Source organism: Rhodopirellula sp. SH410, from assembly GCF_055811895.1.
Genome location: NZ_CM147949.1, coordinates 5,373,933 through 5,387,370 on the forward strand (window position 1 = coordinate 5,373,933; position 13,438 = coordinate 5,387,370).

Consider the following 13,438-nt stretch of genomic DNA (forward strand, 5'->3'; position numbering starts at 1 on the left):
ACCGAGCAGACACTTGGCTGACGACCGCGATAACTCAGACGACATCGACAATCTCGACGACGACTCGGGCGTCAACGGCGATGCCAACGCCAACACATCGGGCGACGACCAGCCGGGCGACACAGCGTCCGATGACACCGCATCGGCTGGCTTTGGCTCGCTCGGTGGCGGCGGAGGTGCGGGCGGTGCTCCACCGCGAGCCGGGTTCCCCGGCGATGGCACCCCCGAGGGTGGGCGGGATGAATCCGGTGGATTCGGCGCCTTGAGAATGGTCGACTTGCCGATCGAGGACGAACTTCGCGACAGCTACCTGACCTACGCGATGAGCGTTATCGTCAGCCGGGCACTGCCGGACGTTCGCGACGGGCTCAAACCGTCCCAACGCCGCATCCTCGTGGCCATGAACGACCTCAACCTCGGCCCGGGCAGTAAACGCGTCAAATGCGCCAAAATCTCCGGCGACACTTCGGGTAATTATCACCCGCACGGCGAAAGTGTGATCTATCCGACCCTCGTCCGGATGGCTCAAGAATGGAATATGCGGGCGCTGCTGATCGACAAACAGGGTAATTTCGGCAGCGTCGCCGGTTTGCCCCCCGCCGCCATGCGGTATACCGAAGCGCGGATGTCGGCCGTCGCCGCCCAGATGCTCGACGACCTCAAACTCGACACCGTCGATTTTGTGCCGACCTACGATGAGGCCCGCACCGAACCCACGGTCCTGCCGAGCCGGTTCCCCAACCTGCTGATCAATGGCTCGGGCGGGATCGCCGTCGGGATGGCCACCAGCATCCCGCCTCACAACCCAACGGAAGTCTGCGACGCGCTGATCAAACTCGTCGATGATCCCGATACCACGATCGACGAACTGTGCGAAATTATCCCCGGACCTGACTTCCCAACCGGCGGCATCATCTGCGGCCGGGCCGGTATCCGCCGCGCTTACAAAACCGGGCGCAGCACGATGGTCGTGCGCGCTAAATGCCAAGTCGAAGAAATGCGGGGCAACCGCAGCCGTATCGTCGTCACCGAGATCCCGTACCAACAATACCGTGACCGAATCATCGAAAAGATCGCGGCGCTCGTTAACGGCGATCGCATCAAGGGTATCTCGGGGATCCGTGACGAGAGCGATCTGAAGGAACCCGTGCGCCTGGTCATCGAACTCAAACGCGGTGAAGATCCGGACGTCATCCTGAACCAGCTCTACCAGTTCTCGCCGCTGCAGGACACGTTCTCGCTGATCTTCCTCGCACTCGTCGATGGCAAGCCACGTGAACTGACCATCAAAGAGATGCTCACCGAGTTCCTGCGGCACCGCGGGACCGTCATCCGCCGCCGCACCCAGTTCCTGCTCGCCCGCGCTCGCCGCCGCAAACATAGCGTCGAAGGCCTGCTGCTCGCACTGGCCAATATCGACGAGATCATCCGCACGATCCGCACCTCACGCACCCAGCCTGAGGCCAAAGAACGGCTGATGGAAATCCAGTGCCCCGCCGCCATGCTCGAACGGGCACTCGGCGAGGATGGCTTCAAACAATTCACCAGCGAGCGCGGCAAGGCCGACAGCTACACCCTGACCAGCGTTCAAACGGATGAAATCCTGCGGATGCGACTCGGCCAATTGGTCAACCTCGAGCAAGAAAAACTCTCCGCCGAGCATGCGGAACTGCTCAGAGAGATCATCGATTACCTCGATATCCTCGCGACCCCGCAGCGCGTCAGTAACATCATCAAGGAAGACCTTGAGGAGATGAAACGCCGCTTCGGTGATAAGCGGCGTACCGAAATCAGCCACGAAGAACTCGGCAATATCGATCTCGAAGACCTGATCACCGAAGAACCGATGGTCGTTTCGATCAGCCACCGCGGCTACATCAAACGGACCCCCACGAGCGTCTACAACACCCAGCGACGTGGCGGCAAAGGCCTCAAAGGCGCCAAAAGCGATGACGAGGATCCGATCGAGCACCTGTTCGTCGCCAGCACACACGCCTACCTGCTGTTCCTCACGACAACCGGCAAAGTCCGCTGGCAAAAGGTATACGACATCCCGCAACTCGCCCGTGACGCCAAGGGCCGCGCGATCGTCAACCTACTGCAAATGGAACCGAACGAACAAATCGCCCAGTGCCTTGCCGTTCGTGACTTCAACCAACCCGGGCACTATGTCGCAATGGTGACGCGGGGTGGCCTGGTCAAGAAAACTCCGCTCGAACAATACAGCCGACCCAAACGCGGCGGGATCATTGCCATCAAACTACGCGAGGATGACGAACTTATCGATGCCGTCGTCGTCGGCCCCGGCGACGAGATGATGCTCGTGACCGCTGCCGGAATGGCGATCCGATTCCGGGAATCCGATTCCCGCCCCATGGGCCGTAACACCTCCGGCGTCAAAGGCATCTCACTGATTGGCGATGACCGTATCGTCGGCATGGTCGTGACCAACCCCGATGCCACGCTCCTGACCGTTTGTAAAAACGGCTACGGCAAACGAACCCCGTTTGGCCCCAATGCATTCGACGTGCCCGATACCGGCGAGGGCGATGAAGACGCCGCCGAAGCAAACGTCGACGACGAAAACTCCGCCACCAGCGGGTCGGCTCGCTACCGGACCCAGAAACGCGGCGGCAAAGGCTTGCGGGACATCAAGACCAGCGAACGCAACGGCAACGTCATCGGCATCGCCCGCGTGACAGACGACGACGAACTCTTCATGATGACCGCTAAAGGCAAACTGCAGCGCATCGCCGCGTCGGACATCAACGTCATCGGACGCAACACTCAAGGCGTGCGAATCATGAGCGTCGACAAAGACGATGAACTGATCGCAGTCGTCCGCGTCCCCGCTGAGGAAAAATCCGAAGACGCCGCCCCAATCGCACCGGCACCAGAAACGTCGCAAGAATAGCCACCCGTAGCTCGGGACCATTGTCCCGAGCGAGCCACCCCGCGACTCCCCTCATCACGCCAACAACCAGGCACCCACGCGCCCCCCCCCGAGCAACCGGCTAAGGGAACGAGCGGGAAACTACCGCCTGATACTGTGGCCGAACGCTCCGTGGTCGACCCTTCCGACCGCGGAGCGTTCGGCCACTTATCTTCCGACCGTTCCTAAACCACCGGCTCAAAACCCCAGCCCGTGAGCTTCCCGCTCGCGAACGCACCAAACTGCCCGGCTTCAATCGCCGCGCGAGCCTCACGCATTAGCCGACCGTAGTACATCAAATTGTGATGCGATAGCAGGATCGGCCCCAGCATCTCCTTGGCATTGAAAAGATGTCGCAGATAGCCTCGGCTATGGCGACATGCCAGACAGGGACAATCGTCCATAATCGGGCGAAGGTCTTCACGATGCACCGCATTCCGCAATTTCAGTGGCCCCTCGTCCGTAAACGCCAGAGCGTTGCGTCCATTGCGAGTCGGCATCACACAGTCGAACATGTCGATGCCCCGAGCAATGTTCTCGATCAGATCACGAGGCGTCCCCACCCCCATCAGGTACCGCGGCTTGTCGGTCGGTAAATAACGCGTCGTCACCGCTGCGGTGGCGTACATTTCCTCAGGGGATTCACCCACGCTCAGACCGCCAACGGCATAGCCCTCAAACGGCATCGAGGCCAGTTCCGTTGCACATTGCTGGCGCAGAACGGGATCGAGTCCACCTTGGACGATTGCAAACAATGCCTGCTCCGGCCGATCCGCCGCCTCTCGGCAGCGGCGCGCCCAACGGATCGATCTCGCCAGTGCGTCCTCGACCTCCGCGGCCGATGCCGGCAACGCGATCACGTGGTCGAGCACCATCGCCACATCGCTTCCGAGGGCCTGCTGAATCTCGATCGAATGCTCCGGCGTCAAGACAATTTTTGCGCCGTCGAGGTGCGACTGAAACGTCGCCGCCTCCTCGGTCACCCGATTGAGCGCCCCCAGCGAGAAGACCTGAAAACCGCCTGAATCGGTCAGAATGGGGCCTTCCCAGCCACACATCGCATGCAGGCCACCGAGCTTGGCGACCGTTTCATGCCCGGGGCGCAACCGCAGGTGATACGTATTACCGAGGATCATGTCCGCGCCTGTTGCGGCGACCTGATCGATAGTCAGCCCCTTGACGGTCCCAACCGTACCGACGGGCATGAACGCCGGCGTTTGCACGTCACCACGGGGCGTGTGAAGCACACCCCGGCGAGCTCCTTCGCTTTCTTGCAGCAGATCGAAGTGAAACACTCCGATCAATCGCCACGCATTTTCAGGCCGAGATCAGCAAGCTTTTCACGCACTTCGTTCAAGCTCGTCACCCCGAAGTTCTTACACTCGAGCATGTCGTCACCCGTCTTACGGATCAGCTCGCCGATCGAATTGATCTGCAACCGGGTCATGCACTTGCGAGCACGCACAGACAGATTCAGATCCGCGATCGGACGCTCCAGCAACGCTTGCTCGTCCGCCGACATGTGCGACGTATCGATCGGTGGGTCGCTGGCCTTCTTTTCGCCGGCGAATTGACCGAGAGACAAGCCCTTCTGCTGCAGCATCTCGCGAATCTCAACGAGACTGGTTTCGCCGAAGTTCTTACTGCCGAGTAGCTCTTGCTCGCTGTGACGAGTCAGTTCACCGATCGTTTCAATGCCCATCTTCTGCAAGCAGTTGCGGCTCCGAACGCTCAGTTCGAAGTTCGTGACCGGCATGCTGAGAATTTGAGTCAGACGATCGTTGCGACGCTGTGCCTCTTCGTCGTAGAGCATATTGCCCGTGGCCGACGCATCTTTCATGTAAAGTGCCGTCCGCGGGTGACCCGGGAAGCAATCCAGAATACGCTTGTAGCACAACTGTGCCTTGTCATATTCGTTGCGATCCTCGTACATCACACCGAGGTTTGTCAGTGCTCCGAGACCGGTTGGGAACGCCTTGGCAGCACGCTCGTAAAGCTGCAGAGCCTCCTCGTCGTTGCCCAGGCGATCGTTCTCCAACGCGAGACCGAACAGAGCCCCCGCATGGTTTTCGTCCGTTGAGACAGCTCGCTGGTAGAGGTTAATCGCCTCATCCATCCGGCCACCGATCAACGCTGCGGTCGCCGCACGCTGATACATGTAGTCCGCCGATTGCTCAGCGGGGCCAAAAATATCGTCGAGGATATTCATCGCCTGTTCGATTTCGCCCGAATAGCGTTTCGCTTCGGCGACACCGATTTTGCACTGGTCCTCGTTGTAACCCGAAACCTTGGCACTCTCGTAAGCCTTGATGGCCTCCTCGTATTGCCCCAGTTCAAAGCGGCAGCGAGCGGCATAGAACAACGCCATCGCACTGCCGTCTGCAGCGCTCAGCGTGTCCAAGGCGCTTTGGAAACGCCCCAGCAAAAACTGGCAAACACCCATTTTGGTGCATGCCGCTGGGGTCAACGCTTCGTCCTGTTCCAATTCTTGCACGGCATCGCGAAGTTCCGAGAAATGACCGTAATTCTCGGTAATCGCCTTGCGAATCTCACTGACTTCATTCGGCCCGAAGGCATTGCTCGTGAGTACCAACTGCTTCAAGTCGAGCACATCGAGATCGACTTCGCTCATATGTGAGATTCCCAAAAGGAAAGGAGTTATTCGCAATTCCGACATGATTTTGCCGTCGAATCCCGTTCCGCGATCAGAACGGGACTCGAATGCATAGAAGCCAGCGGCCGGATTTGAACCGGCAACCCTCGCATTACGAATGCGATGCTCTGCCAATTGAAGCTACGCTGGCGATTGCGAAGCGCGTAGATTATCGAAACTCACGCAAAGTCGTCAAGCGGTCCCCTGCCCGCGAAAATATTTTGCACCCTCCCCCAAAAAAATATCTGCAGCAAAAGCCAACTCCCCCTTGCCAAGCAACGGTGGAATCTCTACTCTTCCCGTCCGACGGCAGGCCACCAGCGACCGCGAATATTCGCACCGCTCATCCCGCCCATGCACCCCTAGCTCAATTGGATAGAGCATCGGTCTACGGAACCGAAGGTTAGAGGTTCGAATCCTCTGGGGTGTATTTTCGTGCGCTCACTGCCCCCATCGCGACCCCGCAAAACCCCGGTTTTGGCGGTTTTGTTCGTGCCTTCGCAGCCTCGGGACTGGTCTAGGCACTCCCCAGATGTGCCTACGGAATCGCCCGCAGGCACAACTGGAACGCCAACCGCAGCAACATAGTCGTCCTCGGTGACTTGCAGGTAGTGAGTCTCGGCAACCGCCCCAGAGTGACCGAACCATCTATTGAGCACGTGGTTGGCAAATTGCCCGGTCGCTCCAGCTCAGTCCGGCGATTCGCTCGCTGTGCCATGAACGCCTTCTGGAACACCGCCAAGCCAGCACACCGCACGATCTTGTGGAACGTGGTGCGCAGGTTCGCCTCGCTGCATCGGTATCGCTGAATCACGTATAGGCCGTGACCATCGAAAGTTGCAGCAGCCTGGTCTGTACGTGACATTCAGTCCGCCTGGACTTCGGTTCTTTCTTCGAGCACTTGGTCAACCTGGCCAGAATCCGGAGGCACTTCCGTTCATGGAAATCAATGAGAGCTTGTCACCCGAACTTCGACCGAGTCTGGTCGAAAATGCTCACGCACGTTTGTTCAAAAACCCATTTGCCGAAGCCACTTCGAGGCTCGCTTCTGAAATTGAGGACGTTCGGTCGGAGAGCGAAGGCAAAGTCGACGACCTGAAGTCGGAAATCGAATCGCTGCAAACAACCATCGAAGAACTTCGAGAGCAAATCGTTGAGTTGCAAAATTCGCCGCCGGACGAGAGTGGAGACGAAAGCGACACGGCGACTTGACAGCCTTGGCTAAAGATCAGTCGTTGTTTCAATTGCGGTTTTGGCTTGGATTCTGTTTTCAATTTCATTTGCAATCATACTGACCAAGTCGGCTTTGGAGTCATCAGTTGAGATGGTCGCGATCAGAGAGTAGCGAGCTTGTTTCTCTACGACCGACTGGTCGCGACGATAACGCCACCATCCGGTGACGGGGTACACCGCAATCAAATTAGATGAGGCCAACTGAGCTGCCGTTCCACTCCAGTAGTCAGAGTGAACTGAACCTCGCGTTGCGACCGTTTCCTTCAGTTCCCAATTGCGGTCGTCGCTCACGGTTCCCGGAGAGTGCTTTTTCCCGTCTTCACCGATCGGCCATAGTGCCCGCGACAATCGCTGAGTCATTCGCTTTGGAGTCTCCTGAGGGCGGCGAACCGAAAACCGTAGCCCATGAGAAGCGTATTGGTACTGAGCAACATACCCACGACGCGGCGGGTTCGGCTCGATGAAGTAAGAGAGCGTTACTCGCATCTTGATTTGAGTGCTGCCTAATTCTTCAAGCACTTCTCGCGGTAACGGCAAGTCATGCACGTGCATCTCGTGACTTTTGTTCTCAGACGATCCATATTTGAATGGCTGCAAGCGATCCTCGATCACCATCGTTGCGATTCCACGAGCGGAGCGTTTCGCCCGCTGCAAGTCGGGAACGCCCATCCCATAAACACGAACGCGATTTCGACGATCGCTGGTTGGGAATTCTCCGATCATTTGTGGCGTCCATTCTGCTGAATGTACGATCAATCCTCGAATTGTTTCTGGCCAAAAAGCTGGGTACTCGGCCTGCAACGTTGCCGCCATGTGGGCAGCCTGTGCCGTCGCGGCACTCGTGTCTCTTGTCGTCCCAAGCAATGCGTTCGAATTGGGGTCAGAGCGAGTCGTGAGTAACTCAAGGTCATCCGCATTCGTGATAAACCCACTTGCATCCGCTGCGTAGTTACCCCCCTCGAACACGACGTCTGGTTTGTACGGCCACGACGATTCACCCCAACACATCGACGTACGACTTCCCGGCGAAAGCGTTCCCGGTTTGGCGATCGGCGAATAGCCTTCCAGGCCCGGTTCCTGCATCCAAGCAAGCTCGGTGTAGGCTCCAACAGTCAGAGCGTTCCAAGATTGTGACGGGTCCTCAATACTGGAAACGTAGTTCTCGTGCGGATAGTTCTTGCCGGTATCCTCGCGAATATTGCCGGTGGAGATCGCAATCAGGCGACGAACACCGTCGTTCGCACCGCTGGCTGCTTGGTCGATCGACGCCGACCACAGCGTCGGTCGCCACTGATCATCGCCGGGAGCAGTAATTGCCATGCAGTAAACGCGATTGTTGTTCGGCGAAACGATTTCCGCGAGTGCCATGGCCCCAACGCTAATCGGCCCATAGTCGGGTGCATCGTTTGATCCTTGCGGAGGAAGAATCTTCACTGATTCGAGCCGATGCTTTAGTTCAACCCCCTCATCGCCGTAGAGCAAATCACGGAGCGATCCATACAGGCAAACCCCCGCCATCTCCGTTCCGTGCCCGTCATGGTCACTGGCTCCCCATTCAGCTTCCCACGTTTGCGTGTCTTCGGTGGTCAAAGACTGTTCCAACAACGGATGACCACGGTTCACACCCGTGTCGAGAATACAAATGCGTCCCTCGTTCGCCGAGGCGACGGTTGTCCTGCCGATCAGATTGTTGATGAACTCCACTTGTCCCGATGGCGGCAGGCTTGTGAATTCGCCCGCGACAATATTTGCCTTGCGTAGTTCGGCTAAGAAGTTGAGCAAGCCGGGGAAACTCCGCCATTGGTCAAAACTCGCGTAGCCGAGAATGACAATCCTGTCCGGAAAACCAACTTGCTGCGAACTCACAGTGATTTTTTGCTTGCCCGCCGTTTCCCGAAACCACGCTGCAACATCTTTGTCAGCGTTTTCTGTGTTGAGCCAAACCTCCCACCATAAAGCCTTGTCGCTTGTTGGCAGCGTTTCAGAGGCATCCGTCCAATAGTCCTCTAGCTCAGCGGCGTCGATCTCGGTGATGCTTGACGCCAGCTTTTCGTTCAGCGGAGTCTGCTTCTTCGTAGTCTCTTTGTCTCGATAGTCCCTGAACTTGTCAGCAAACTTGCTGACTTCGCTATTGGGCACGGCGACGAGGAATTCTTTCTTTCCGTCCCGTTCCTTCGCACTGACGATCCGTGTGCCCGATGAGGTGTTTTCGAGCTGTTCAATCTCAAGGGCAAAGACGGAACTCTGGTCGAAAACCATGGGAATGAACTGAAGCCCTTCTCTTGCTGGCTCAGTTGATTGACGAGCGGTCGCTGTCTTCTCCGCTTGCTCCAGCGACTTCAGAAGTTGATTGGCGTGAGTTTTGCGTTCAGGGCGTGGCGGACTGGTCTTTGGAGTGCCGCCACGATTGACCGCTGTATAGTCCACCGATTGCCGCGTGTCCTTCAGAACAAAGTGAGGAGAGTCAGCCATTCGTTTTTTCGTTGCCTATCTGACCGCTTGTTTTCGTTTACTGAGGGTCGCGATAGCACAAGCCAAATCATCGGGACCGATGTTTCGTCGATCTGCCAATACCGCAATCTTCGCTGCTTGGTCGCATGCTCGACAAACTTCAGCATGGCTCAATCCCTCTGCCATGCTCGAAGCTTTCTGAATGCTTCGCTGATCAAATGAAAACGCAGCCAACCGATTCTCGATGAGAAGTTCAAGCTCCGGTGCCTTCGGAAGCTCGTAGCGTATGTAGTCGTCGAACCTCCGGAACAACGCATCGTCCAAGATCGCTTCCAAGTTCGTTGCGGCAACGATGAGGCTATCCGATTCATCCTGCTCAAGGAACTGAAGAAACGAATTGAGCACCCGACGAATTTCACCAACATCGTTGCTGCCTTCACGCATCGAACCAATCGCATCGAACTCGTCGAATAGGTAAACGCCCCGAGTGTGCCGCATCGACTCAAAGATCGCGAACAATTTCGCTGCCGTTTCACCCATGAACTTCGTGATCAACGAATGCAGTTGAACCGTGAAATGGGGAAGCTTCAATTCACCGGCCAGTGCCCAAGAAGTCATTGTCTTCCCGACACCTGGCGGGCCAACCAGCAGCAGTTTGCGGCGTGCCGACAAACCGTGTTCTCGTAGTTTGGACTGTTGGCGGTATTCGTGTAGAACCAGTTCCAACGACTGACGTTGCTCTGGTGCCAGCACCATCTCTGAGAGCTTCGTTCCCGGATACGTTGCCGACAGCAGGGTCGCCAGTTCGCCAGCCGGTCGCGAAATAGGAACCGACCCGCCGACCTTTGCTTCTTTGTGTTTGATCTTGATGTCGTCAACTAGACGCTTGATCTCAGTTGCAAGTCTTCCCTTACCTGCCTTCGCTTCGTGCGCAGCAATCTGCAATGCAATCGAGACGAACATTTCGCCATCGGCTTCGCTGTAGCTTTGAAGCAGTGCTTTGAGTTGTTGTGCGGTAGCCATCTTGGCTTCACCCTCTCTGATTTACGTCGCTTCGCAATCGTTGCGTTCCGTCTTCAATTAACATAGCGGCAACCTGCATCGGACTGACGCGTCGGGAATCCGTGCTGACAGAGTCAGCAATCAATTCCAACGTTCGCAGTGTCTCGTCGTTCATCGAGAGCTTTCGCTGAACCGTCCACGACGGGTCGCTTGGTCGCCCCGGACGCTCACCCTTGCCCGGTTCCAATCGTCCGCGAATCCGCCTCCCCAGTTCGTCCAGGTGGTCAGTACCGAACTTCAGAGCGATTGCCATTGGAATTCCTTCGAAAGCGTTGCCTATCCATAGTATCGGACTTTCGGCACCGAAAGTGAATCCCCGGAGCGAAAAGCGAAAAGAGGGCCACCCAGAGGGGAAAAGAGCGGAAAAGACGAAAAGAGCGAAAAGAGGGCCACCCATTTTTCAGTCCGGGCTGCGGCTTGTTTTTCGGCCGATTTAACTACGATCGGGTCCTCGCAGAATGCCGCCACCGAGCATCTGGCTGATTCTGATCCGATTTTCGAATAGCGGCGCAGCAGCGACCCCGGATGGAATCAAAGTGGAAGGTTTTCCGAAGACGGTCAGGCCGAAGATATTCCGAGTGGGTTGTCACGGGCGCAGAGCCAACCTTGACCGCGACGGCTGGCTTCCTCGGCGAGGTGTTTTGGGCTACCCGCTGCTCGCTTGAACACCCGCCCAAATCGGCTCACGACGTCACACCAGGCATGGGTATCCAAGCCGATGCGTGTGAGGATCGGCTGCAAGTGCGAGGGGATCGCACCGACCTTGTCACTGCGGAGTTGACGGCCCGTCCAGTCGAGCAATTCCAGATAGCTCGCCAACGAGACACTTAGGAAACCTTTCAGGCTGCCTCGTCTGCCCGAATGGTCCAGGTGCGGCCCGACGGGGTCGCTCTGCTCGTCAATTTCGATCGGACTCATCCAGCCGCTGCGATGGCGACCGCGGCTTCGCTCCCAGTCATGGGTGCTTTGGCGGGTTCGATCGGAGCATCGAGTCAAGTCATCAATCCGGTCCTTGGCGCCGGTGTACTCGCTCGATCCAGGCGTTTCCGCCATGGCGGCACGAATCGGGTTGAGATCAACGTAGGCTGCACACGCCAATAAACTCGCTTCATCGAGGAGTACCTGTGCCCGAAAACGACCTTCCCAAAAGTGGCCGCGAGCTTTGTCCTCGGCGTTGCTGCGGCGAGCAATATGCTCGGCGAGACAGCGCATATACCAACTCACGTCCGACAATCGCTGACGCCGCGAGGCTAGAATCTCCGGCTGATTCAGGACCGTATTCAGTTCCGCTGTCGTCGGCACAGAGGGGCTGCCGTCGGGGTTGCGACGTGCGGGGAACAGTCGCAGCCAACGCTGGGCGACCTCCTCGTCCGACCACGCCACGACGACGTCCGGGCGACTTCGTAAAACGAGGTGCAGGTGATTGCTCATGATCGAAAAGGTCAGGCAATCGATACCGAACGCCGATGCAAGGAACTCCATTCGGTCGCGGATCCAGCCCCTGCGGTGTTCAAAACACTCTCCTGTAACGGGATCGGTTCCGCAGAGCCACGCCTTGCGGACGCACCTCTCGATACAGTGGAGGATCTGAACCTCATTTGGATCGATCACTTCCCCACGAGCTTGCCTGGGCATCTTCATCACCTCCGTCAGCGTCACGGTTTTGAGCAGCGAAGCCATCGGCAATGGTACGCAAGCCACGACCGAAGGCAACTATTTAATTGCCTGTCCCTATTCTCGTTGTGGCTTCAACGCGAAGCGCCAATTCAGCGAGCCGAGGGAAAAAAAGACCGGCGACATCGCCGGCAATAGAAGCCTTCGTTGATCCACTCGACTTCACCGCGAGCGGATTGAATGATCATCGGCTCGTCGTCGTCAGGGTCGTGCGGCTTGGGCACGGCTTTGCACTTTGGACAGCGAATGGGCTTTTCTTCGTCGGGCAGATCCTTGGCCGAATCGTTCAGTGCCATCGAACTGAGCAGATCGGTTAGGGCATTGGTTTCGATTTCCAGCTCATCGAAGGTCTTGGGCGTCCCGTCGTCGTGGTAACGACCACCATTGATTTCATTTAATTCCTTGGCGAGCTCGAGCGCTCGAGCGCGATTCTTGGGTGAAATGGCCATCCTAGCCCTCCTGGTTTATCCGAAGTGAACCGTGAAACCGGGATTCTGACCGATCTACAGATCAAAGGCCATGCCAATTGCAAACCGTCAGGTGCACTCGGGGGCGGTTTTCATTGCGCACTGATCTTGCGGCAGACCGTTAGAACCAGCACAATCGGTAGAACCGGCATCATGCGAACAGGAGGTTGCAAATGAAGGTTTCGATCGAAACTCGGGCCGTTAAGGCTCTCGCCCAATGGAAAACCACTTTTGCGGACGAAGTGAGCGAGCAGGCGAAGCAAATCGCCGCCCAAGGTGGCTCCTCAGATCGTGTAACGCTACAGCACTATCAACAGGCGGCCCCGGCTGTGTTGCAGTCGCTGATGGCCGCAATCGCTACGGAACAGACCGCCGATGTCAACCGAAAAGCTGCCTAGCGAAACAACCGATCCGGACAGTGAATCCATTTCCGAGGATCAAGATTTTTGGTCGCGGCAGTTTCTCAAGCACTTTGAGTTCAACTTGCTGGACTCGGTCGCTCCGCTATCGGATAACGCTACCCTGGAGGAATATCATTCGGCGACGCTTCACGCGGTCATTGAAACGCTTCGGGAATCGGGAATGGGAATCACGGAATTCCCTGAATTGGCCGCTAAGGCGATCGCGGCGGTCCAAAATACGCACGCACCCGATGTGAAGGCGCAGTGGACTCCTTCGATGAATGATCGTCGAATGGATCTGATTGATGGGCAAATCCAAGGAACAATCACGGTTGTGGAGCAAATTGAACTGGCTCAATTGACGGAGGCAATGCGAGCGGTCGTTGATTCGGAAGCGAATTTGCCGATGGCGGGAGCGAGAGCTCTGCACCGAAAGCTGCTTTCAATGCGTCGTGGGGAATCAGGCGGTTGATTTTTGATTATCCCGCCCCAAACCCGACCCGCCGACATGGCCCGGTCGGTTACCGAAGCTACGAATCATTCCGCCCTTGGCTTCGCGATGATT

General features: G+C 57.2%; 11 protein-coding genes and 2 tRNA genes. 5 read left to right on the forward strand and 8 right to left on the reverse strand.

Annotated elements, in window-relative coordinates; translation table 11 throughout:
• Positions 1 to 13: 13 nt before the first annotated feature.
• Positions 14 to 2,914 (forward strand): DNA gyrase subunit A, encoded by a 2,901-nt coding sequence (gene gyrA, locus SH410x_RS19575; RefSeq protein WP_473670102.1) that lies wholly within the window; start codon positions 14 to 16, stop codon positions 2,912 to 2,914.
• A 203-nt stretch (positions 2,915 to 3,117) separates the two neighbouring features.
• Here the strand turns inward: gyrA and tgt are convergent, their stop codons facing one another.
• From tgt to SH410x_RS19590, 3 genes are all read right to left on the reverse strand, one after another.
• Entirely contained in the window at positions 3,118 to 4,227 is a 1,110-nt protein-coding gene (gene tgt / locus SH410x_RS19580) for a tRNA guanosine(34) transglycosylase Tgt (RefSeq protein WP_473670104.1), read from the reverse strand.
• Between the two features lie 5 nt (positions 4,228 to 4,232).
• Complete coding sequence (locus SH410x_RS19585) at positions 4,233 to 5,564, reverse strand: tetratricopeptide repeat protein (RefSeq protein WP_473670106.1); 1,332 nt, start codon at positions 5,562 to 5,564, stop codon at positions 4,233 to 4,235.
• A 98-nt stretch (positions 5,565 to 5,662) separates the two neighbouring features.
• A tRNA-Thr gene (locus tag SH410x_RS19590) sits at positions 5,663 to 5,736 on the reverse strand.
• A gap of 205 nt (positions 5,737 to 5,941) precedes the next feature.
• Here SH410x_RS19590 and SH410x_RS19595 point away from each other — a divergent pair.
• Together SH410x_RS19595 and SH410x_RS19600 are read left to right on the forward strand one after the other, a co-directional pair.
• Positions 5,942 to 6,015: transfer RNA gene (locus SH410x_RS19595), tRNA-Arg, on the forward strand.
• Positions 6,016 to 6,524: 509 nt separating this feature from the next.
• Positions 6,525 to 6,797: a hypothetical protein gene (locus tag SH410x_RS19600; protein WP_473670108.1), complete on the forward strand. Its 273-nt coding sequence runs from the start codon at positions 6,525 to 6,527 to the stop codon at positions 6,795 to 6,797.
• 9 nt (positions 6,798 to 6,806) lie between these two features.
• Here the strand turns inward: SH410x_RS19600 and SH410x_RS19605 are convergent, their stop codons facing one another.
• From SH410x_RS19605 to SH410x_RS19625, 5 genes are all read right to left on the reverse strand, one after another.
• Complete coding sequence (locus SH410x_RS19605) at positions 6,807 to 9,290, reverse strand: S8 family peptidase (protein ID WP_473670110.1); 2,484 nt, start codon at positions 9,288 to 9,290, stop codon at positions 6,807 to 6,809.
• A gap of 15 nt (positions 9,291 to 9,305) precedes the next feature.
• Positions 9,306 to 10,292, reverse strand: coding sequence for an AAA family ATPase (locus SH410x_RS19610; RefSeq protein ID WP_473670112.1), 987 nt, complete (start codon positions 10,290 to 10,292; stop codon positions 9,306 to 9,308).
• A gap of 7 nt (positions 10,293 to 10,299) precedes the next feature.
• A complete protein-coding gene (locus tag SH410x_RS19615) occupies positions 10,300 to 10,584 on the reverse strand; it encodes a hypothetical protein (protein ID WP_473670114.1) in 285 nt (94 codons plus the stop codon).
• A gap of 305 nt (positions 10,585 to 10,889) precedes the next feature.
• Positions 10,890 to 12,011, reverse strand: coding sequence for a transposase (locus SH410x_RS19620; RefSeq protein WP_473670116.1), 1,122 nt, complete (start codon positions 12,009 to 12,011; stop codon positions 10,890 to 10,892).
• A gap of 86 nt (positions 12,012 to 12,097) precedes the next feature.
• Positions 12,098 to 12,454: a hypothetical protein gene (locus tag SH410x_RS19625; protein ID WP_473669212.1), complete on the reverse strand. Its 357-nt coding sequence runs from the start codon at positions 12,452 to 12,454 to the stop codon at positions 12,098 to 12,100.
• Between the two features lie 191 nt (positions 12,455 to 12,645).
• Between SH410x_RS19625 and SH410x_RS19630 the strand changes: the two genes are divergently transcribed.
• Both SH410x_RS19630 and SH410x_RS19635 read left to right on the forward strand, forming a co-directional pair.
• Positions 12,646 to 12,870 carry a hypothetical protein gene (locus SH410x_RS19630; RefSeq protein ID WP_473670118.1) on the forward strand — a complete coding sequence of 75 codons (225 nt, stop codon included), beginning with the start codon at positions 12,646 to 12,648 and terminating at the stop codon, positions 12,868 to 12,870.
• Positions 12,848 to 13,345, forward strand: coding sequence for a hypothetical protein (locus SH410x_RS19635; protein ID WP_473670120.1), 498 nt, complete (start codon positions 12,848 to 12,850; stop codon positions 13,343 to 13,345). The genes SH410x_RS19630 and SH410x_RS19635 overlap by 23 nt, the downstream gene beginning before the upstream one ends.
• Positions 13,346 to 13,438 lie beyond the last annotated feature (93 nt).

What these genes read in the sequence shown, in the direction of transcription:
- SH410x_RS19585 (WP_473670106.1), bottom strand. Translation starts at nt 5,564, where the DNA reads ATGAGCGAAGTCGATCTCGATGTGCTCGACTTGAAGCAGTTGGTACTC.
- SH410x_RS19600 (WP_473670108.1), top strand. Translation starts at nt 6,525, where the DNA reads ATGGAAATCAATGAGAGCTTGTCACCCGAACTTCGACCGAGTCTGGTC.
- SH410x_RS19605 (WP_473670110.1), bottom strand. Translation starts at nt 9,290, where the DNA reads ATGGCTGACTCTCCTCACTTTGTTCTGAAGGACACGCGGCAATCGGTG.
- SH410x_RS19610 (WP_473670112.1), bottom strand. Translation starts at nt 10,292, where the DNA reads ATGGCTACCGCACAACAACTCAAAGCACTGCTTCAAAGCTACAGCGAA.
- SH410x_RS19615 (WP_473670114.1), bottom strand. Translation starts at nt 10,584, where the DNA reads ATGGCAATCGCTCTGAAGTTCGGTACTGACCACCTGGACGAACTGGGG.
- SH410x_RS19620 (WP_473670116.1), bottom strand. Translation starts at nt 12,011, where the DNA reads ATGGCTTCGCTGCTCAAAACCGTGACGCTGACGGAGGTGATGAAGATG.
- SH410x_RS19625 (WP_473669212.1), bottom strand. Translation starts at nt 12,454, where the DNA reads ATGGCCATTTCACCCAAGAATCGCGCTCGAGCGCTCGAGCTCGCCAAG.
- SH410x_RS19630 (WP_473670118.1), top strand. Translation starts at nt 12,646, where the DNA reads ATGAAGGTTTCGATCGAAACTCGGGCCGTTAAGGCTCTCGCCCAATGG.
- SH410x_RS19635 (WP_473670120.1), top strand. Translation starts at nt 12,848, where the DNA reads ATGTCAACCGAAAAGCTGCCTAGCGAAACAACCGATCCGGACAGTGAA.